The 17,150-nt window shown below is 74.3% G+C and carries 20 protein-coding genes; 7 read left to right on the top strand and 13 right to left on the bottom strand.

What is annotated here, in order from left to right; translation table 11 throughout:
* Window positions 1–12: 12 nt before the first annotated feature.
* Window positions 13–462 carry a hemerythrin domain-containing protein gene (locus ACIBST_RS41045; RefSeq protein WP_397178910.1) on the bottom strand — a complete coding sequence of 150 codons (450 nt, stop codon included), beginning with the start codon at window positions 460–462 and terminating at the stop codon, window positions 13–15.
* A 193-nt stretch (window positions 463–655) separates the two neighbouring features.
* Between ACIBST_RS41045 and ACIBST_RS41040 the strand changes: the two genes are divergently transcribed.
* Window positions 656–1,444, top strand: coding sequence for a class I SAM-dependent methyltransferase (locus ACIBST_RS41040; protein WP_397178909.1), 789 nt, complete (start codon window positions 656–658; stop codon window positions 1,442–1,444).
* Here ACIBST_RS41040 and ACIBST_RS41035 read toward each other — a convergent pair.
* Entirely contained in the window at window positions 1,413–1,994 is a 582-nt protein-coding gene (locus tag ACIBST_RS41035) for a hypothetical protein (RefSeq protein WP_397178908.1), read from the bottom strand. The two genes, ACIBST_RS41040 and ACIBST_RS41035, sit on opposite strands and share 32 nt — an antisense overlap.
* A gap of 138 nt (window positions 1,995–2,132) precedes the next feature.
* Here ACIBST_RS41035 and ACIBST_RS41030 point away from each other — a divergent pair, with 138 nt between their 5' ends.
* A complete protein-coding gene (locus ACIBST_RS41030; RefSeq protein ID WP_352328617.1) occupies window positions 2,133–2,735 on the top strand; it encodes an RICIN domain-containing protein in 603 nt (200 codons plus the stop codon).
* Window positions 2,736–2,781: 46 nt separating this feature from the next.
* Here the strand turns inward: ACIBST_RS41030 and ACIBST_RS41025 are convergent, their stop codons facing one another.
* Window positions 2,782–4,194, bottom strand: coding sequence for an FAD-binding oxidoreductase (locus ACIBST_RS41025; protein WP_397178907.1), 1,413 nt, complete (start codon window positions 4,192–4,194; stop codon window positions 2,782–2,784).
* A gap of 95 nt (window positions 4,195–4,289) precedes the next feature.
* Between ACIBST_RS41025 and ACIBST_RS41020 the strand changes: the two genes are divergently transcribed.
* Window positions 4,290–4,769 (top strand): MarR family winged helix-turn-helix transcriptional regulator, encoded by a 480-nt coding sequence (locus ACIBST_RS41020; RefSeq protein ID WP_397178906.1) that lies wholly within the window; start codon window positions 4,290–4,292, stop codon window positions 4,767–4,769.
* Here the strand turns inward: ACIBST_RS41020 and ACIBST_RS41015 are convergent.
* The gene (locus tag ACIBST_RS41015) at window positions 4,708–6,129 is read right to left on the bottom strand and encodes an MDR family MFS transporter (protein WP_397178905.1); all 1,422 of its coding nucleotides are present in this window, start codon (window positions 6,127–6,129) and stop codon (window positions 4,708–4,710) included. The genes ACIBST_RS41020 and ACIBST_RS41015 overlap by 62 nt on opposite strands.
* A gap of 98 nt (window positions 6,130–6,227) precedes the next feature.
* Here ACIBST_RS41015 and ACIBST_RS41010 point away from each other — a divergent pair, with 98 nt between their 5' ends.
* Complete coding sequence (locus ACIBST_RS41010; protein WP_397178904.1) at window positions 6,228–6,872, top strand: TetR/AcrR family transcriptional regulator; 645 nt, start codon at window positions 6,228–6,230, stop codon at window positions 6,870–6,872.
* Here the strand turns inward: ACIBST_RS41010 and ACIBST_RS41005 are convergent.
* From ACIBST_RS41005 to ACIBST_RS40985, 5 genes are all read right to left on the bottom strand, one after another.
* On the bottom strand, window positions 6,862–7,452 hold the full coding sequence (locus ACIBST_RS41005; protein WP_397178973.1) for a LuxR C-terminal-related transcriptional regulator: 591 nt from the start codon (window positions 7,450–7,452) through the stop codon (window positions 6,862–6,864). The genes ACIBST_RS41010 and ACIBST_RS41005 overlap by 11 nt on opposite strands.
* A gap of 44 nt (window positions 7,453–7,496) precedes the next feature.
* Window positions 7,497–8,714, bottom strand: a complete 1,218-nt coding sequence (locus ACIBST_RS41000; RefSeq protein ID WP_397178903.1) for a sensor histidine kinase — start codon at window positions 8,712–8,714, stop codon at window positions 7,497–7,499.
* A 77-nt stretch (window positions 8,715–8,791) separates the two neighbouring features.
* Window positions 8,792–10,303 (bottom strand): nitrilase-related carbon-nitrogen hydrolase, encoded by a 1,512-nt coding sequence (locus ACIBST_RS40995; RefSeq protein ID WP_397178902.1) that lies wholly within the window; start codon window positions 10,301–10,303, stop codon window positions 8,792–8,794.
* Window positions 10,304–10,409: 106 nt separating this feature from the next.
* The gene (locus ACIBST_RS40990; protein WP_397178901.1) at window positions 10,410–11,024 is read right to left on the bottom strand and encodes a TetR/AcrR family transcriptional regulator; all 615 of its coding nucleotides are present in this window, start codon (window positions 11,022–11,024) and stop codon (window positions 10,410–10,412) included.
* 43 nt (window positions 11,025–11,067) lie between these two features.
* Window positions 11,068–11,562 (bottom strand): DUF6653 family protein, encoded by a 495-nt coding sequence (locus tag ACIBST_RS40985; RefSeq protein ID WP_397178900.1) that lies wholly within the window; start codon window positions 11,560–11,562, stop codon window positions 11,068–11,070.
* A 111-nt stretch (window positions 11,563–11,673) separates the two neighbouring features.
* On the opposite strand from ACIBST_RS40985, the gene ACIBST_RS40980 reads away from it, so the two are divergent.
* The gene (locus ACIBST_RS40980) at window positions 11,674–12,651 is read left to right on the top strand and encodes a phosphotransferase family protein (protein WP_397178899.1); all 978 of its coding nucleotides are present in this window, start codon (window positions 11,674–11,676) and stop codon (window positions 12,649–12,651) included.
* A gap of 15 nt (window positions 12,652–12,666) precedes the next feature.
* On the opposite strand, the gene ACIBST_RS40975 is transcribed toward ACIBST_RS40980, so the two are convergent.
* Window positions 12,667–13,269 (bottom strand): pyridoxamine 5'-phosphate oxidase family protein, encoded by a 603-nt coding sequence (locus ACIBST_RS40975; protein ID WP_397178898.1) that lies wholly within the window; start codon window positions 13,267–13,269, stop codon window positions 12,667–12,669.
* 74 nt (window positions 13,270–13,343) lie between these two features.
* On the opposite strand from ACIBST_RS40975, the gene ACIBST_RS40970 reads away from it, so the two are divergent.
* A complete protein-coding gene (locus ACIBST_RS40970; RefSeq protein WP_352326554.1) occupies window positions 13,344–13,811 on the top strand; it encodes a cupin domain-containing protein in 468 nt (155 codons plus the stop codon).
* Window positions 13,812–13,865: 54 nt separating this feature from the next.
* Here the strand turns inward: ACIBST_RS40970 and ACIBST_RS40965 are convergent, their stop codons facing one another.
* Both ACIBST_RS40965 and ACIBST_RS40960 read right to left on the bottom strand, forming a co-directional pair.
* On the bottom strand, window positions 13,866–14,768 hold the full coding sequence (locus ACIBST_RS40965; RefSeq protein ID WP_397178897.1) for a GlxA family transcriptional regulator: 903 nt from the start codon (window positions 14,766–14,768) through the stop codon (window positions 13,866–13,868).
* 13 nt (window positions 14,769–14,781) lie between these two features.
* Entirely contained in the window at window positions 14,782–15,366 is a 585-nt protein-coding gene (locus ACIBST_RS40960) for a cysteine hydrolase family protein (RefSeq protein WP_397178896.1), read from the bottom strand.
* 200 nt (window positions 15,367–15,566) lie between these two features.
* Here ACIBST_RS40960 and ACIBST_RS40955 point away from each other — a divergent pair, with 200 nt between their 5' ends.
* On the top strand, window positions 15,567–16,085 hold the full coding sequence (locus ACIBST_RS40955; protein ID WP_397178895.1) for a hypothetical protein: 519 nt from the start codon (window positions 15,567–15,569) through the stop codon (window positions 16,083–16,085).
* A 60-nt stretch (window positions 16,086–16,145) separates the two neighbouring features.
* Here ACIBST_RS40955 and ACIBST_RS40950 read toward each other — a convergent pair whose 3' ends face one another.
* Window positions 16,146–17,063, bottom strand: a complete 918-nt coding sequence (locus ACIBST_RS40950) for an AraC family transcriptional regulator (RefSeq protein WP_397178894.1) — start codon at window positions 17,061–17,063, stop codon at window positions 16,146–16,148.
* Between the last annotated feature and the right edge of the window lie 87 nt (window positions 17,064–17,150).

Genomic DNA, 17,150 nt, shown 5'->3' with positions numbered 1-17,150 from the left:
ACGGCGAGCCGGTCAGCCGGTCGTCGCCGGGGACTGGCCGGGCGTGATGCGGTCCCAGGCGGCCAGCGGCAGCATGATGACGGCCGCCGGGAACAGGCCGTGCTCCTCGTGGTCGATGTGCCGGTGGAGGCGGTCGACGGCGTCCAGCACGGCGGGCCAGTCGGGCGCGGCCGGGTCGATCGCGCCGAGGACGCCGTGGATGTCGGCGTGCTCGGCGCACAGCCGCTCCACCTCCTCGGCCAGCGACCCCTCGGCGCGCAGCTCGGCGAACAGCCCGCTCTCCTCGGTGTCGGTGTGCGGGACGAGCCGGGCCATCAGGTCCGCCAGCAGCCTCACGGCGTCACCGTGGCGCAGCTCTCCGACGGCGCGGCGCAGCGCCCCCGCGCACTCCTGGATGTCCCAGTGCTCCTGGGACAGGCGGCCGATCAGTGGGAACTCCCGGCAGCCGCAGTAATTGCACATGGTCACGTCCTCACAGCAGGGTCGCTTCGACGGCGGCCGGGGCGCACGCGCGTGCCGCTCCCCGGGCCGCCCCCTCGCCTCCACCCTTCCCGGCGGGACGGCGCGCCGGTCAGGGCCGAAAGTCCCCGATCGCCCCGCCCTCCGTCGGAAAACCACATGACGGACGCCCGCGCCCTCGGGGACGATCCCGGTCATGGAGTACGGCGAACTGGTCGCGCGGGCGTCGGCGGCGGCGATCGAGGGCTGGGACTTCACCGCCCTTCGCGGCCGGGTCGTCGAGGAGCCGCCGCCCTGGAGCTACGAGCGCCTGCTGCGGGACCGGCTGCCCGGCGCGGCCTCGCTGCTGGACATGGGAACCGGCGGCGGCGAGTTCCTGGCCGGGCTGGCCCCGCTGCCGCCGCGCACCGCCGCCACGGAGGGCCACCCGCCCAACCTGCCGATCGCCCGCCGCCGCCTGGAGCCGCTCGGGGCCGAGGTGGCCGCGATCCGGGAGGACGAGGTGCTGCCGTTCCCCGCCGGCGCGTTCACCGTGGTGGCGAACCGGCACGAGTCCTACGACCCGCGCGAGGTCCGCCGCGTGCTGGCCGCCGACGGGGTCTTCGTCACCCAGCAGGTGGGCGGCCGCGACCTCGAAGAGGTCAACCGGGCCCTGGGCGCGCCGCCGCCCGCCTATCGCGGCTGGGACCTCGCCCGTGCCGCCGCGGGGCTGGCCGAGGCCGGGCTCACCGTGACGTGGAGCGCGCGGGCGCGGCTGCGGACGACGTTCCACGACGTCGGGGCGCTCGTGCTGTTCCTGCGGATGGTGCCGTGGCAGGTGCCCGACTTCGACGCCGTCCGGTACGGCCGCCGCCTGCGCGCCCTGCACGAGCGGATGGCGGGCGGCCGGCCGCTGACCGCCCGCGCCCATCGCTTCGCCCTGCTGGCCCGCCCTTCCCGGCCAGGGCCTGCGGTCAGCTGCTCCACGCCTCGTGGACGGTGGTGATGGCCGAGGAGACGGGCCGGCCGCCGGGCCAGGTGACGGCCGGCCGGCCCGGCACGGGGACGCCGTCCACGGTGATCGAGGCGTGCTCGCAGGGGATGATCTGCATCGACAGCCCGTGGCTGACGCCCAGCAGCGGGAAGTCGGCCATCGAGAACGGCCTGGCGTCCAGCGGCCCGGTGATGCTGACCGCCAGGCCGGCCGCGTCGGCGTGCGTGCCCGTGGCGGGGTCCACGCGCAGGTCCACGGCGGCCCGCTCCACCCGCGCGGCGGGCCAGGACGGCAGCGCCGTGGCCTCGTCGAAGTGCCGGACGAAGTGCTCCTCGATCCACGTCCCGAGCTCCGGGGCGTCGCTCACGACGCGCAGCCGGCCGGGCGTCCACACCACCATCACCGCGCCGGCGCCGTGGGTGGACCAGTCGACCTGCCACAGGGAGGCGTACCCGGTGGGGACGTCGCCGTCGTAGAGGGTGACGTACGGGTTGGCGCCGGCGAGCAGCGGCCGGCGGGTCACGTAGGCGCTCGTCGGCGCGCCCTCACTGGTGCTGAGCATGAGCCGATCATGGACGCTCCCACCCCTCGATGGCCAGCCCGCCGCCGCGTCCGGCCCACTTGAGTAGGGCGGTACTCATGCCCTCCCGCCGCCGCGGGCGCACCCTGCAAGGGACGGAACAGCGGAAAGGAGCATACGGTGCGCAAGGGCGTACATCTTCGACGGATCGGCCGCCGGGGGCTGCTGGCCGTGATCATGGTCGTGTCGGTCGCCGTGCCCCTGTGGTCGGCGGCGGCTCCGGCCTCCGGGGCCGTGGCGGCCCGCGAGCGCACGCTCGCCGAGCCCTGGTCCTATTTGTTCGAGATCCGCAGGCGCTTCCCCGCGCCGGAGAAATGCGTGGACGTCGACAACGGCTACACCTTCGACGGCGCGAACGTGAAGCAGTGGGAGTGCGTGAACGTCCCGCAGCAGCACTGGCAGTTCCAGCGGGTGGCCCCCGGGAGCGAGTGGTTCTTCCTGCGCGCCCAGCACAGCGGCAAGTGCCTGGACGTCGACAACGGCTACACCTTCGACGGCGCGAACGTCAAGCAGTGGGAGTGCGTGAACGTCCCGCAGCAGATGTGGCGCTGGAAGTACGCCTACACCGACGCGTGGTGGAACACCTTCTACTTCCTGGAGAACCAGAAGAGCGGCAAGTGCCTCGACGTCGACCACGGCTGGACACACAACGGCGCCAACATCCAGCAGTGGACCTGCGACGAGTACGCGGGCCAGCAGTTGTGGTACTTCCGCCAAGTGTGACCGGGCCGGACGGCGCCGGCCCGGACCGCTCCGGGCCGGCGCCGCCTCACGGCGCGGCCGGGGCGATGTTGTGGTTGACGCGGAACAGCCGGTCCGGGTCGTACCGGGCCTTGAGCGCGGACAGCCGCCGGTGGTCCGCCTCGGACCAGGCCCGCCTGACCCGGTCCGGGGTCACGTCATGGTCGAACAGGAAGCCCGGCAGCATGGCGCCGGTGTCCCAGCGCCGCAGCCGGTCCAGCACCTCGTCGGCGGCCGCGCGCGCCGCCTCGGCCCGTCCGGGCGGGGCCGGCAGCCGCATCCACAGCAGGAAGGCCGCGCCCCGGGTGCCGGCCGCGTGCGGGCGGGCGGGCGGCCGGTCCAGCGCCCCGCCCAGGTGGCGGAGCTGGATGCCGGGGAACGGGCCCTCCGTCCGGGCCGGGTCGATGAACGAGGCCAGCTCCGCGGCGGCGTCGTCGTCCAGCTCGCGCAGCAGCGCGCTGCGCAGGTGCGCCGAGACCGGGTGGCGGGGGTCCTGGTAGATCTCGGTGATCCGGCTGTACGGCATGGCCGCGCAGGTGTCCTTCTCCGGGCCGAGCGCGCGCAACGGCCGCACCAGGCGGGCGCCCTGCTCCTCGTCCCCGACGTACACCGTCCGGACCTGCACCATCGAGCGGCCGCGGAACTCCGGCGGCAACTGCGGCGCGTCGGGGAAGCGCACCAGCGTCACGGAGGAGGACATCTCCTCCGGCTGCTCCCTCGCCCAGGCCAGGTAGGAGCGCAGGACGTGGGCGGTGTGCCCGGGATCCTCGCCCGGGTAGTACAGCTCGCCGCCGTGGACCGTGCGCAGCGGCAGCAGCTCGATCTCGGCCGCGACGACGACGCCGAAGTTGCCCTTGCCGCCGCGTACCGCCCAGAACAGATCCGGCTCCGCGCCGGGCGAGACGGTCCGCAGCCGGCCGTCGGCGGTGACGACGTCGAGCGAGCGGACGCGGTCGGCGGCGAACCCGTACGTGCGGGCGGCCAGCGGGAGCCCGCCGCCGGTCAGGAAGCCCATCACCCCGACCTCGGCCGACGATCCGCACAGCGGCGCGAGCCCGTGGGGGGCCGCGGCGGCGACCACCTCGCCCCAGCGCAGGCCCGCGCCGATCCGCGCGGTGCGGGCGTCCGGGTCCACGGTCAGCTCGCGCAGCCCGCCGGTGGCGATGAGGACGGCTCCGTCGGCGGGCAGCGACTTGCCGTGCCCGGTCGACTGCACGGCGACCGCACGTCCCGTCCGGGCCGCGTAGGTGACGGCGGCGGCCACGTCGCCTGCGTCGGCGGCGACCACGACCACCGCGGGCCGGTGCTCGACCGTCAGCAGCCAGCCGGAGCAGGCGTCCGCGAAGCCGTCGTCGCCCGGCAGGAGCGTGCGGCCCCGGATCAGCGCGGCCAGGGCCGCCACGTCGTGCGTCGGGCGGGGGCTGACATCGGTGTCGGACATGGTGCACCTCGCTAAATAGTTGGTCGGGCCAACGTTGGTTCGGCCAACAATACAGCCAATCGTGGGTGGCGCCAACGAGTTGTTAGATTGCCTCTGTGAACACCCCAGAGGGCGGGCTGCCGGAGCGGCTGCGCGCGCTGCCGAGCAGGCTGGCCAACCACGCGGCGCTGACCGCCAACCGGATCGTGGACCAGGCGTTCGCCCAGGCCCAGGTCCGGCGCTACCACTACGCGCTGCTCGCCGCGCTGGAGGAGTACGGCCCGGCGAGCCAGGCGGAGCTCGGCCGGCGTACCGGCATCGACCGCAGCGACATGGTGGCGACCGTCAACGACCTGGCCGGGCGCGCGCTCGTCGAACGCGCGCCCGACCCGGGGGACCGCCGCCGCAACATCGTCACCATCACGGCGGAGGGCCGCCGCCGGCTGGCCGAGCTCGACCGCCTGCTGGCCCGCGCCCAGGACGAGTTCCTCGCCCCGCTGCCCCCCGCCGACCGCGAGCGCCTGGTCGACCTGCTCACCCGCCTGGCCGACCATCACGGCGGGCCGAGCGGAGGAACGCCACCGGAACCAGGGTGACCAGGCACAGTCCGAAGGCCCACCAGAAGGCGGTGCCGTAGGCGTGCGCCGGGCCGTCGCCCCGGCGCAGCCCGCTGTCCAGGACGGTCGTGAGGATGGCGGTGCCCAGCGCGCCGCCGAGCCGGTTGACGACGTTCAGCGCGCCGGCCGCGCCCGGCGTCTGCCGCCTGTCGACCGAGGCGTACGCCGCGGCCATGGTGGGCGCGGAGACGCCGCCGATACCCAGGCCGTACAGGACCAGGCAGAGGGTCAGCAGCCAGGTGTCCGGACGGGCGGGGGCCTGGGTGAAGGCGAGCAGCCCGGCCAGCGACAGCACGAGCCCGCCGGTCACGACGGCGCGCGGGCCGTGGCGGTCGGCCAGCCGCCCCGCGGCGAACGAGCCCACGGCGGCCCCGAGCGCCTGCGGGGTGAGCAGGAGGCCCGTCGAGAGCGTGCCGGCGTGCCGGTCGTGCTGGAAGAACAGCGGCAGCAGGATCATGGAGCTGTAGAGCGAGGCCCCGAGCAGGAACAGCGCCACGCAGGCCGCGGTGAACCCGCCCCTGGCGAACAGGCGTACGTCGATCAGCGGCTGGCGGCGGGTGCGCAGCGCGTGCACCAGGTAGCCGGCGACCAGCGCCAGCCCCGCGCCGACCAGCACGGACGGCGTCCACGCCCCCTGGCCTCCGCCCGCCGTCGTCAGCCCGTAGACCACCGCCGCCAGGCCGGGGGAGAGCAGTGCCAGGCCCAGGAGGTCGAGCCTGGGCGCGGGCCCGTCCTCGTCGTTCTCGTCCCGGGCCAGGACGCGGGCGGCCACCGGCAGGACGAGCAGGCAGACGGGCAGGTTGAGGTAGAAGATCCAGCGCCAGTCGAGCTGCTGGACGACCAGGCCGCCCACGATCGGCCCGAGCACCGGGGCGAACATGACGGGGATCGTCAGCACGCTCATGGCCCGGCCGATCCGGGACGGCCCGGCCGCCTGGGCCAGGATCGTCTGGCCCACGGGGTTCATCAGCCCGCCGCCCACGGCCTGCACGAGCCGGAACGCGATGAGGGCCGGCAGTGACCAGGCCAGGCCGCACAGGGCCGAGCCGGCGGTGAAGACCGCCACGGCGGCCATCCACGTGCGCCTGGCCCCGAACCGCCGGCTCAGCCAGCCCGACAGGGGCATGACCACCGCGATCGCGAGCAGGTAGCCGGCCGCCACCCACTGCACGTCGGTCAGCGACGTGCGGAAGTGCGCCGCCATCGCGCCGGCCGCGATGCCCACGGCGGTGGCGTCGATGGTGGCCAGGATCGGGGCCGCGATCAGGACGATCCCCATGCGCAGCAGATGCGGATCGAGCCGGTCGCGCGCGGCCCCGGCGGCGGAGGTGCTGGTCATCGAACACCCTTAGGATCGATTGACTAGGACGACTCCAAACACTAGGTCCGACCTAATAGTTAGGTCAAACCTAATGACTGTATGGAAGGGCAGAGCGCGTGACCGAACGATCCAAGGGCTTGCGGGAGCGCCAGAAACACCAGACCCGGCAGCTCATCTCCGACGTCGCGACCGGCCTGTTCCTGGAACGCGGCTACGACGACGTCACCATCGCCGACGTCGCCGCCGCCGCCGGCGTGGCCAAGATGACCGTCACCAACCACTTCCCGCTGAAGGAGGACCTCATCCTCGACCGGCACGAGGAGGTGGTCGGCGGCCTGGCCAGGGCCGTGTCCGGGCGGCAGCCCGGCGAGTCGGCCCTGGAGGCCGCCCAGCGCGACTACGACGAACGGCTGCGCCGCCGCGACGGCGCGATCCCCGACGCGGGCGCCGACTGGCAGCGGATGGTACGCGAGACGCCCGTGCTGCGGGCCCGCCTGCGCCAGCTCCACGACCAGGCCGAGGCCAGGCTCGCCGCCGTCCTGGCCGAGGAGACCGGCGACGGCGGCCTCACGCCCCGCCTGGTCGCCGCCGCGCTAGCCGGGGTGGAGCGGCTGCTGTTCGACGAGGCCCAGCGCCGGGTCCTGGCGGGGGAGGAGTCCGAGCAGATCTTCGCGGCCCTCGCCCGCACCGCCCGGCAGGCGTACGACCTGCTGCGCCCCGCCATCGGCGACTACGCCCGCCGCGCCCCGGTCAGCGGTTGAGATAGGCCAGGACGGCCAGCACCCGGCGGTTGTCGTCCTCGGACTCGGGCAGCTGGAGCTTGCCGAAGATGCCCGCGATGTGCTTGTTGACCGCGCTGGCGGAGATCACGAGCTGGTGCGCGATCGCCGCGTTGGACCGCCCGGCGGCGATCAGGCTCAGCACCTCCCGCTCGCGCGGGCTCAGCTCGCCGGTGCGGCCACGCGCGTCGCCGCGGGTCAGCAGCTTGGCGATGACCTGCGCGTCCATCGCCGTGCCGCCCCGGCTCACCGAGGTGACCGCGTCGATGAACTGCGCGGTGTTGGCCACCCTGTCCTTCAGCAGGTAGCCGACCGCCCCGGCGCCGTCGGCCAGCAGCTCGCGGGCGTAGAGCTGCTCCACGTACTGCGACAGCACCAGCACCGGGAAGCCGGGCCGGTCGCGGCGCGCCTGGATCGCGGCCTGCAGACCCTCGTCGGTGAACGACGGCGGCAGCCGCACGTCGACGACCGCCACGTCCGGCCGCTCCTCGGCCAGCGCCTTGCGCAGCGACGGCCCGTTGTCGACGGCGGCCACGACCGTGAAGCCGTGCTCGGTCAGCATGCGGACCAGCGCGTCCCGGATGAGGAACAGGTCCTCGGCGACGACTACTCGGACCTGATCGCGCACGGCACCTCCAGATGCACCCGGGTGGGCCCGCCGGGCGGGCTGTCGACGGCGATCGTCCCGTCGAAGACGGCCAGCCGGCTCTGGATGCCGCGCAGCCCGGTGCCGTCGGCCGGATCGACGCCGCCGCCGCCGTCGTCCACGACGTCGCAGCTGAGTATCCCGTGCCGGTGGCGCAGCGTGATCTGGACGGTCGCCGCCCCGGCGTGCTTGCTGGTGTTGGCGAGCAGCTCGTTGACCGCGAAGTAGACGGCCGACTCCACCGGCGGCGCGGGCCGTCCGGCCAGGTCGGTGGTGACCTCGACGTCGAGCAGGCAGTCCAGGGCCAGGGCCCGGATCGCGTCGGCCAGGCCGCGGTCGGCCAGGACCGGCGGATGCACGCCGCGTACCAGGTCGCGCAGCTCGTCCAGGGCCTTGGAGGAGGACTCGCGGGCCGTGGACAGCAGGGCGCGGGCCGCCTCCGGGTCCTCGTCGAACAGCCGCTCGGCGTGGCCCAGCCCCATGCCCAGGGCGACCAGCCGGGCCTGCGCGCCGTCGTGCAGGTCGCGCTCGATCCTGCGCAGCTCGGCGGCCTGGGTGTCGACGCTGCCGGCGCGCGTCTCGACCAGCGTCTCGACCCGCTGCTCCAGCGCGGCCGTGCGCGAGGGCCCGAGCAGCGCGCCGCCCCACCGGGCGCGCAGGCGCAGCAGCGGGGGGCCGATGTACAGGCCGAGCGCGATCAGCGCCAGCCCGACCGGGATCGCCGCCAGCGCGGCGGCCGTCGAGGTGACGTGGATGACGCCGTAGGCGTTCGCGCCGCCGGCCCGCAGGTTGGCCCGCCACACGAACGGCTGCACCGCCACGCCGTACAGGCCGTAGAGCGGCATGCCGAGCGCCAGCGCGGACGCCCACGTGCCCATGAGCGGGTCGAGGACGCCCCACAGCACGTCCCGCCAGGTCGCCGGGTCCTTCAGCAGCGCGGACGCGTCCGTCCCGGGCCCGTAGGGACGCTCGACGCGCACGCCGAGCCGGCCCGCCAGCCGCCGGGCCGCGTCGGCGACCGCGCGTTGCAGCGACACCGCCCGCCGGAACGCCCCCCGGCCCACGCCGGCCGCCGCCGGGACCGCGCTGATCACGACCAGGACGGCCGCGAGCACGCCCGCCACCGACAGCCCGATCATGGCCAGCGCGCGCAGCGGCGTCGCGAGTCTCGCCCGCACTCCTCGTCTCCCCGTCATCCGGGTCCTCCCGTTCCGCGCCCGTGGCATCATCGCACCTTCCTCCGGAAATCCCATGGTCAGCCCCGGTACGCGGCCCGCCGGAGCACGGCGAGCCCGGTCAGCCCCGCCAGGGCGGCGGCGCACAGCCCGGCGAACAGGTCGCCGACCAGGCCGTACAGCGTCCAGACGCCGCGGGTCGGGACGGAGACGACCATGCTCTGCTGCGCCGTGCCGAAGTAGTTCGCCCTGGCCAGAGGGGTGCCGTAGGCGTCGACGGTGATCGCCAGGCCGTTACTGGCCGGCCGGACGAGGCTGTAGCCGTTCTCCACCGCCCGGAACACCGCGTTCGCCGCGTGCGTGCGCTCGATGCCCTTCCAGTCGTTGGCCGGCACGAACATCACGTCGGCGCGGGTGCGCAGCGTGGCGGGGAAGTCGGCGTCGAAGCAGACGACGTGGGCCAGCCGCCCGTACGGCGTGCCGGTCACCGGCACGACCCCGTCGCCCGGCCGCAGGCTCTCCATGCCGGGCACCGGATGCGCCTTGTCGAAGACCGACGCCACCCGCCCCTCGGGGGTCACCAGCACGGCCAGGTCGCGGGAGCGCGGCTCCCCGTCGAGGACGACGGCCACCCCCATGTCGAGATAGACGCCCTTCTCCCTGGCCAGGTCCTGGGCCCTGCGCAGGAAGCCGGGGTAGTCCTCGCCGAGCACGACCGCGGCGGTCTCGGCCCAGGCCACGACCCGGGCGCCGCCGTCGGCCTCGATCCGGGTGCGGGCGAACAGGTCGTCGTCGATCACCGCGAACGCCCTGCGCAGCGTCGGCTTCTGCGCGGGCAGGACCCGCGGGGTGTGGACGTCGCCGATCTCCCGCATGCGCTGCTCGGCGGCCAGGGAGGCGCTGATCCCGGCGACGCGTACCAGCTCCGGCGCGGCCGGCGCGGTCGCCAGCCGCAGGCCGCCGCCGAGCAGCGCCGAGACGAGCACCGCGACGTACGTCAGCGTGACGCCCCGGATCGACGGCCAGGCCATCCGGCGTTCCAGCGCGAGGTTGACGACCGGCGCGGCCCAGGCCATCAGGAAGCTGATCCCGTAGACGCCGGTGACGGACGCCGTCTGGAGCAGCGGCAGGTTCGCCGACTGCGTCGCGGCCAGCGGCCCGAAGATCGTGCCCAGCGGGGTGAGCGTGGCGATCAGGAACTCGGCCGTCACCCGGGCGGCCGGGAAGACCAGCGTGCCGGTGAGCGGGCCGAGCCGCCGGACGAGCAGCCGGTCGGCCAGCAGCGGCAGGCTCAGGACCAGGCCGAGCAGCAGGCAGCCGAGCAGGATCGGCAGGACGGTGAGCCGGCCCGCCGCCGCGACGAAGACCACCGTCGTCGCGGCGGCCGACAGGCCGACGGCCGCGAGCCCGGCCGGCACGCCCGAGCTGCGGGTGAAGCGCATGAGGCCGACGGAGAACAGCCATCCGGCCAGCGGGATCGACCATTCGCTGTTCGTGCCGAACAGTCCGAGCACGATCCCCGCCGCCAGCCAGGCGTGTCTTCGCCGGCCGCCGGCCAGGTGGGGGATTGCCGTGGTTGCGGTGTTTGCCATGCTCAGCAGCCTCGCCGATCGCGCGGCGGCCGCCATTGCGGCTGACACTCGACTCCCCCTGCAGTTTTCTGCACCCCCGCCAGCTCACCCCAGGGCGGTCACGACGTCATCCGCCGGGACGGGCCAGCCCCGAGGCGACGACGTCGATGAGCAGGTCGATGATCCTGGGGTGCAGGGCCGGGTCGCCGAGCCGCTCGGCGAATATCGGCACCAGCAGCACGCACTGCAGCACGCCGATGATGACGGCGGGCTCGGCGTCGACCAGCTCGCCCGCGGCCCGGCGGGCGGTGACGTACTCGGTGAGGGCGGCGGCCGGGCTGCCGGACATCGCGGCGACCCGTTCGGGGTCGAGCTTGCGGGCCACCGCCTGCATCTCCTCCGGATGGGTCATCAGGCGGCGCCACAGGGGGTTGACCGACAGCTCCTCGACGGTGGCGTGCAGGAAGCGGCGCAGCGCCTCGCGCGGGTCGTCGGCGCTCATCAGCGCGCCGTCGATGACCCGGCGCCGCACCTCGCCGGTCTGGCGCAGCATCAGCTCCAGGTACAGCGCCTCCTTGGAGTCGAAGAAGACGTAGAAGCTGCTCTTGGCCACCCCCGTGGGGGCCATCAGCTCCTCCAGGGAGGTCTTGCGCAGGCCCTGGCCGGTGAACAGCTTCTCGCCGTTCGCCAGCAACAGGGCGGTGATGCGGGCCTTCTCCTCTGCGGTGAACGCGGGCGGCATCGGGGACAACCTTCCTGCAAACGATCGTGCCGATCGAATGTTGTCACGAACCCGCGGCGGCGGCGCGGCGCAGGCCCTCCTCGTAGATGGCCACGAACCGGTCGATCTGCCACAGCTGGGAGACGATGATGAGCGTCAGGCCGAAGAGGGACGGCCACGGCTCGACCCGGACGAGCCCGTACACCATGACGCCCAGCCCGGCGGCGGCCATGGCGAGCAGCCGGCGGATCGTCCGGCGGTGCGCCGCGGCGGCCGGGGAGTGGTCGGCGGCGTACAGCTTCTCGCCGTAGATGCCCTTCGACGCCCAGCTGCGCGGCTCGTGGACCGGCCGGAACGCGTGGGGGTTGAGCCACATCCAGATCACGCCCGCCGCGATCGGGGCCAGGGACCACCAGCCGAGCGCGTCGCGGAAGTAGATCGGCAGCAGGATGGGGGCCAGCCCGGCCATCCGGGTCCACACGCTCCACGGGTTGGCGTGCCGCTTCCATGCCTCGTCGTCGAGCCCGAACGTGGCCGCAGCGGCCTGGGTGAGCTTCATCGTCGCTCCTTGAGGGGGAACCGCCGGGACCTCCCCGGCGCTCTGCATCCATAAAACCAGATCAGACTTTTGTTTTCAACGGCGGGCTCCCGCAGGTGATAGAAAACGATCATGACCCGGACCTTCCTGCGCGCCGACGACGTCCGCGACCTGGTCGCCGAGCAGTTCGGCGCCGACCGGCGGCCCGCCGCGCTCGACCGGCTGACCGGCGGCAGCAAGAAGGGCGTCTACCGGCTCCGGCTGGACGACGCCACCAGCGTGATCCTCTACGTCTGGGCGGCCGGCGAGAACTACTGGCCGGCGTCCCCCGCGGGCGAGGACGACCCCTTCGCCGACGCGTCGGGGGCGGACCTGTTCGCCGCCGCCCACGCGGCCCTGACCGCGGCGGACGTGCGGGTCCCCCGGCTGCTGGCGCTCGACCCCGGCGGCCGCCACCTCGGCGCGGCCTTCGCCCTGGTCGAGGACGCGGGCGCCACCACGCTGGAGGCCCTGATGGAAGGCGACCCGGCCGCCGCCGCCCGGCCGCTGGCCGCGCTCGGCGACGCCCTGCGCCGCATGCACGCCACCCCCGGCCCGTCCTACGGCAAGCTCGCCCACCTGGCCGACGGCCGGGCCCGGCCCTCCCGGCCCGCCGAGGACGTCGTCCTGGACCGCGCGCTCGCCCACCTCGCCGCCGTCGCCGCCCGCGACGCCAGGATGGGCGAGGCGCACGACCGGATCGCCGCCCACGTACGCCGCCTGCGCGAGGCGGTCGCCCCCCGCGAACGGTACGTGCTCGTGCACGGCGAGCTCGGGCCGGACCACGTGCTCGTCACGCCCGCGGGCGAACCCGTCCTGATCGACTTCGAGGGCCTGACCTACTTCGACGCCGAGTGGGAGCACGCCTGGCTGCGCATGCGCTTCGAGGACGCCTACCCCGCGCTGCGCCCGATCGCCCTCGACCCCCACCGGCTGGAGCTCTACCGGTACGCCCAGGTGCTCTCGCTGATCGAGGGCCCGCTGCGCATCGCCGGGACCGACTTCCCCGGCCGGCGCTGGATGCTGGAGCTGGCCGAGTGGAACATCGCCAAGGCCCTCGCCGTCCTGTGACGGCGGCCCGTCCGGTCAGCCCTCGCGGGGGAGCGGGGGGAGTGGGGGCAGCGGGAGCGGCAGCCCGGGGAGGCCGTCGATGCTGGTCGCCACGTGCTCCTTCTTGTGGAAGTACGCGTCGAGCGACTCGTCGTCCTCGCGGGCGAAGCGGGAGCCGTGCAGCGGGCGGTCGGCGTCGTAGGTCATGAACGGGACGGCGTACCCGCAGGTGTCGCGGATCAGCCGGGCGGTCACGACGATGATCGCGCGCAGGCCGTGCGGGGCCGGGTCGATGTCCGGGAAGTGCCGCAGCAGCCCGGCCCAGCGGGGGTCGTCGCGGAAGACGGGCTCGCCGTGGCCGTGCACGCGCACGATGTTCGGCGGGCCGTCGAAGGCGCACCACATCAGCGTGACGCGGCCGTTCTCGCGCAGGTGGGCGATGGTCTCGGCGTTGCTGCCGGCGAAGTCGAGGTAGGCCACGGTGTGGTCGTCCAGGACGGCGAACGAGCCCTTCAGGCCCTTGGGCGAGAGGTTGACCGTGCCGTCGCCGGCCAAGGGGGCGGTCGCCGTGAAGAAGATGGGTTGTGACTCGATGAACGCGCGCAACCGGCCGTCGATCCGGTCGTAGGTCTTTCCCATGATCCGGATTATCCTCTTTCGCCGTTTCGTGTGGAGGTGAGGGCGTCGTTCCCGCGGGTGGCAGAATGCCGGGCATGATCGCGAACGAGAGCCCGGAACCGCGTCCCCTGCTCCGGCGTCCCGCCGAGGGCGAGCTCATCGACGTCGCCGGGGTCCGGCACTTCTTCCGGCTGACCGGGGAGCACACCGGGGACCGGTTCGCGTTCGAGGAGTTCACGCTGGACCCGGGCGTCGTCGGGGCGCGCCCGCACGTCCACCAGGGCCACGACGAGTACTTCTACGTCCTCGACGGCGAGCTGACCCTGCACGACGGCGACGGCGAGGTGACAGCCGGGCCGGGCCACCTGCTGGCGGCGACGCGCGGCACCCCGCACGGGTTCAGGAACGCCGGCGACGGCGTCGTGCGCGCGCTGTGCCTCTACACGCCCGCGGGCTACGAGGGGTACTTCCGCGAGGTGCACGCGGCCGTCGCCGCGGGCGCGCAGGTCACCGACGAACTGCTGGCCGAGTTCCGCTCCCGCTACCGCACCGCCTCGCTCTGACCCGCAGCTCTCACCCGCCGCCCTGTCCCGCCGCCTGATCCGTCGCGCCCAGTCTCAGGAGGCGGTGGCGCGGGTGCGCAACCGGCGCAGCATCCGGGCGTCGGCGAAGCCCACCTCGCGCGCGGCGACCTCGGCGGTCGCGCCGCGGCCGAGCAGGTGTTCGGCCCGCTCCAGCCGCAGCGCGGTCTGGTAGGCCAGCGGGGTGAGCCCGGTGGCCCGCCGGAACAGCCGGGTCACCGTGCGCTCGCTGCATCCCGCGGCCCCGGCCAGCAGGCTCAACGGCAGCCGCTCGGTGAACCGGGTCTCGATCAGGTCCTGGATGCGGTGGACCGTCTCGTCCACGTGCGAACGCCGTCGCAGCAGCGGGCTGACCTGCTCCGCGGTGCCGTCGCGGTGGGCGTGCACGAGCATCGCGCGGGCCACCTGCCCCGCCGCGTACGGCCCGTGCCGGGTGGTCACCAGGTGCAGCGCCACGTCGATGCCGCTGGCCACGCCCGCCGAGGTGACGACCCGGTCGTCCTCGACGTACAGCGCGTCCCTGACGACGCCGGCCCGCGGGTAGAGGCGGGCCAGCTCGTCCTGGACGCTGTGGTGGGTCGTGCACCGGCGGCCGTCGAGCAGCCCGGCCCGGCCCAGCGCGTCGGCCCCCGCGCACACGCTGGCCACCGTGCCGCCGGACGCGTGGTGCTCGCGCAGCCGGCGCAACGTCTCGCCGCCCGCCGGCCGGGCCGGCCCCCGCCAGCCCGGCACGACGATCAGGTCGTCGGGCGTCAGGGACGGCCACGAGGTGCGGGCGTGCAGCGTCAGCCCCTGCACGCTGGCCACCTCGCGCTCCTCGGCGACGTAGTCGATGGTGTACGGCCGGCCGAGGTCGGCGGCGGTGGAGAACACCTGGGCGGGCCCGGCCACGTCGAGCAGGTGCACCCGCGGGATGAGCAGGAAGACGACTCGGGACATGACCGGCGCCTCCTCAGTTCCCGGTGAGCTCGTCCACGGTCCTGATCGTGGCGAAACGACCCGACAGAGCGTATTCGGTACGGGCGAGGATCTCGTCCACGCCGAGCGTGCGCGGGTCGTGCACGAGCTCGTCGAAGGGGACGTCGTCGGGCGCGTCGCGGTGGGGGACCGGCGTGGTGGCGGTGGCGTCGATGGCGAAGTCGACCTCGAAGCCCAGGTCGGAGGCGAGGCGCGTGGTGGTCTCGCAGCACTGCTCGGTCCGGATGCCGCAGACGGTCAGCCGCCTGACGCCGCGCCGGGTGAGGAACTGGTGGAGGTTGGTGGTGGTGAAGGCGTTGTGCGCCGACTTGGTGAGGATCGGCTCGTCCGGAAGGGGTTCCAGGCCGTCCATCAGCTGGACGAACCCCCGGGCCGGATCGAAGACCGTGCCCGAGCCGGGCCGCGACCCGAGCACCCACACGACCGCGTCCCCGGCCTGCCTGGCGGCCGCGGCCAGCCGGTTGACCTGCGGGACGATGTCCGGCCTGGACGTGTGGCGCCAGTCGGGAAGCTGCAGGAAGGAGTTCTGGACGTCGATGACGACGAGGGCGCTGAGCATGCCACCCAGGCTGGCCGGACGAGGGGCCCCGGCGGAAGGCACGACCTGGTCAGCGTGTGGACCGATCCAGTCGGCGACCCGCCGCCGGGCCGATATCCCCCCAGCGTGACACCGTAATCCGCGGGCCCTCGCAAGGGCCGGTGCCGCCTGCCACCATGGAGTCGCCAGCTGATCCGGACGATCTCTGGAGGGGGCGTGTCATGAAGTGGTGGGAGGGCGACGACGGGCGCCACGAAGGCTGGGATGCCGCCGTCTTCCCGGACGGCCGGGTCTCCACCGGCCCGGCCGACGGCGGGGCGAGGGTGCACCCGATCGGCTCCGACGGCCGCATCGGCTACGGCCGCGGCGACGTCGTGGACGGCCGCACCGCGATCGGCTGGCGCGGCCACTGCGCCTGCGGATGGCAGGGGCCGCTGTGGGAACGCGTGGCCCAGACCCGCCACGACTTCGCGGCCCGGCGCATCTACGCGCTGAGCGAATGCCTGCTGTCCGGCGCCGCCCCCGACGACGTGGCCGTCGCGATCCGCGCGGAGTGGGAGACCCATCTCGACCCGCCGAGCCTGGTCGCCGTCCGCCAGGCCGCCGAGGCCGTGCGCCGGGCCCAGGGCCACCTGGACGCCGCCGTGCGCGCGGCCCGCAAGGACGGCCGCTCCTGGACCCGGATCGGCGAGTCCGCCGGCGTCCGCCGTCAGTACGCCCAGGAACGCTGGGGCCCCTGACCCGCCCGGCTCGCGGGGCCGGGGGACCGGGCCGCCGACCGGCGATGGCGGCCGCGGGGATCAGGCCGCCGAGCGGCGGTAGCGGCCGGGGGCGACGCCGAACTCGCGTTTGAAGGCGTTGCCGAAGGCGAACTCGGACCCGTACCCCACCTGCTCGGCCACCCGCGCCACCGGCGCGTCGGACTCGCGCAGCAGGCGGGCCGCGCTCATCAGCCGCCACCACGTCAGGTACGCCAGCGGCGGCTGCCCCACCAGCCCCGTGAAGCGGCGGGCGAAGCCGGCCCGGGACATGCCCGCGTGCGCGCCGAGCGACTCGACGGTCCAGCGGCGGGCCGGGTCGCGGTGGATGGCGTCGAGCGCCCGGCCGACGACGGGGTCGGCCAGCGCGGCGGCCCAGCCGGAGACCGTGCAGGGCTCGTCCTGGGTCTCGAAGTAGGCGCGCAGGACGTACAGCTGCAACATGTCGAGCAGGGACGACACGACGGTGTCGGTGCCGGGCCGCGGGCTGTCGATCTCGGCGGCCAGCAGCTCGACGGCGGCCCGCAGCTCCGGGCGGCTGCCGAGCGTCGCGGGCAGGTGGATCACGCCGGGCAGCGAGGCCAGGATCGGGTGGGTGCGGTCGAGGTCGAGCCGGTAGCCGCAGGACAGGACCACCGTCTCGGCCCCGGTGCCGCCGAACCCGGCCGACGCGAACAACTCCGAGTGCGGCTCGCAGTCGGCCTCGGCCAGCGGCCGGGCGGGATCGTCGGCCAGCCCGAAGTCGTCGCCGTGCGGCAGGAACACCACGTCGCCCACGCTGAGCGGCACGGGCTCGCCGTCCGGCGGGATCAGCCAGCACGATCCGCGCAGCACCACCTGGAAGCCCGCCGACCCCGGCACCGAGCGGAACGCCACCCCCCAGGGCGCCCGCCAGGAGATGCGGGAGGAGGTGGGGCGCCCGCACCGCATGAAGGCCATCACGTCGCTCAGCACGTCCATGGAGCTGAGTCTAAGGGCTGAGACGCTCGCGTATAAATGGTGGATAGCAGCGCATTCAGTATCTCAGCCGCTCTCCCTACGGTTGGT

Origin of the sequence: Nonomuraea sp. NPDC049684 (assembly GCF_044465345.1) — a bacterium.
Taxonomy (GTDB): Bacteria; Actinomycetota; Actinomycetes; order Streptosporangiales; family Streptosporangiaceae; genus Nonomuraea.
This window is presented reverse-complemented; position numbering and strand designations above follow the sequence as displayed.

Bases quoted from the DNA above. Each gene is read 5' to 3' on its own strand.
- ACIBST_RS41045 (WP_397178910.1), bottom strand. From the start codon at position 462: ATGTGCAATTACTGCGGCTGCCGGGAGTTCCCACTGATCGGCCGCCTG.
- ACIBST_RS41040 (WP_397178909.1), top strand. From the start codon at position 656: ATGGAGTACGGCGAACTGGTCGCGCGGGCGTCGGCGGCGGCGATCGAG.
- ACIBST_RS41035 (WP_397178908.1), bottom strand. From the start codon at position 1,994: ATGCTCAGCACCAGTGAGGGCGCGCCGACGAGCGCCTACGTGACCCGC.
- ACIBST_RS41025 (WP_397178907.1), bottom strand. From the start codon at position 4,194: ATGTCCGACACCGATGTCAGCCCCCGCCCGACGCACGACGTGGCGGCC.
- ACIBST_RS41015 (WP_397178905.1), bottom strand. From the start codon at position 6,129: ATGACCAGCACCTCCGCCGCCGGGGCCGCGCGCGACCGGCTCGATCCG.
- ACIBST_RS41005 (WP_397178973.1), bottom strand. From the start codon at position 7,452: ATGCTGACCGAGCACGGCTTCACGGTCGTGGCCGCCGTCGACAACGGG.
- ACIBST_RS40995 (WP_397178902.1), bottom strand. From the start codon at position 10,303: ATGGCAAACACCGCAACCACGGCAATCCCCCACCTGGCCGGCGGCCGG.
- ACIBST_RS40990 (WP_397178901.1), bottom strand. From the start codon at position 11,024: ATGCCGCCCGCGTTCACCGCAGAGGAGAAGGCCCGCATCACCGCCCTG.
- ACIBST_RS40985 (WP_397178900.1), bottom strand. From the start codon at position 11,562: ATGAAGCTCACCCAGGCCGCTGCGGCCACGTTCGGGCTCGACGACGAG.
- ACIBST_RS40980 (WP_397178899.1), top strand. From the start codon at position 11,674: ATGACCCGGACCTTCCTGCGCGCCGACGACGTCCGCGACCTGGTCGCC.
- ACIBST_RS40975 (WP_397178898.1), bottom strand. From the start codon at position 13,269: ATGGGAAAGACCTACGACCGGATCGACGGCCGGTTGCGCGCGTTCATC.
- ACIBST_RS40970 (WP_352326554.1), top strand. From the start codon at position 13,344: ATGATCGCGAACGAGAGCCCGGAACCGCGTCCCCTGCTCCGGCGTCCC.
- ACIBST_RS40965 (WP_397178897.1), bottom strand. From the start codon at position 14,768: ATGTCCCGAGTCGTCTTCCTGCTCATCCCGCGGGTGCACCTGCTCGAC.
- ACIBST_RS40960 (WP_397178896.1), bottom strand. From the start codon at position 15,366: ATGCTCAGCGCCCTCGTCGTCATCGACGTCCAGAACTCCTTCCTGCAG.
- ACIBST_RS40955 (WP_397178895.1), top strand. From the start codon at position 15,567: ATGAAGTGGTGGGAGGGCGACGACGGGCGCCACGAAGGCTGGGATGCC.
- ACIBST_RS40950 (WP_397178894.1), bottom strand. From the start codon at position 17,063: ATGGACGTGCTGAGCGACGTGATGGCCTTCATGCGGTGCGGGCGCCCC.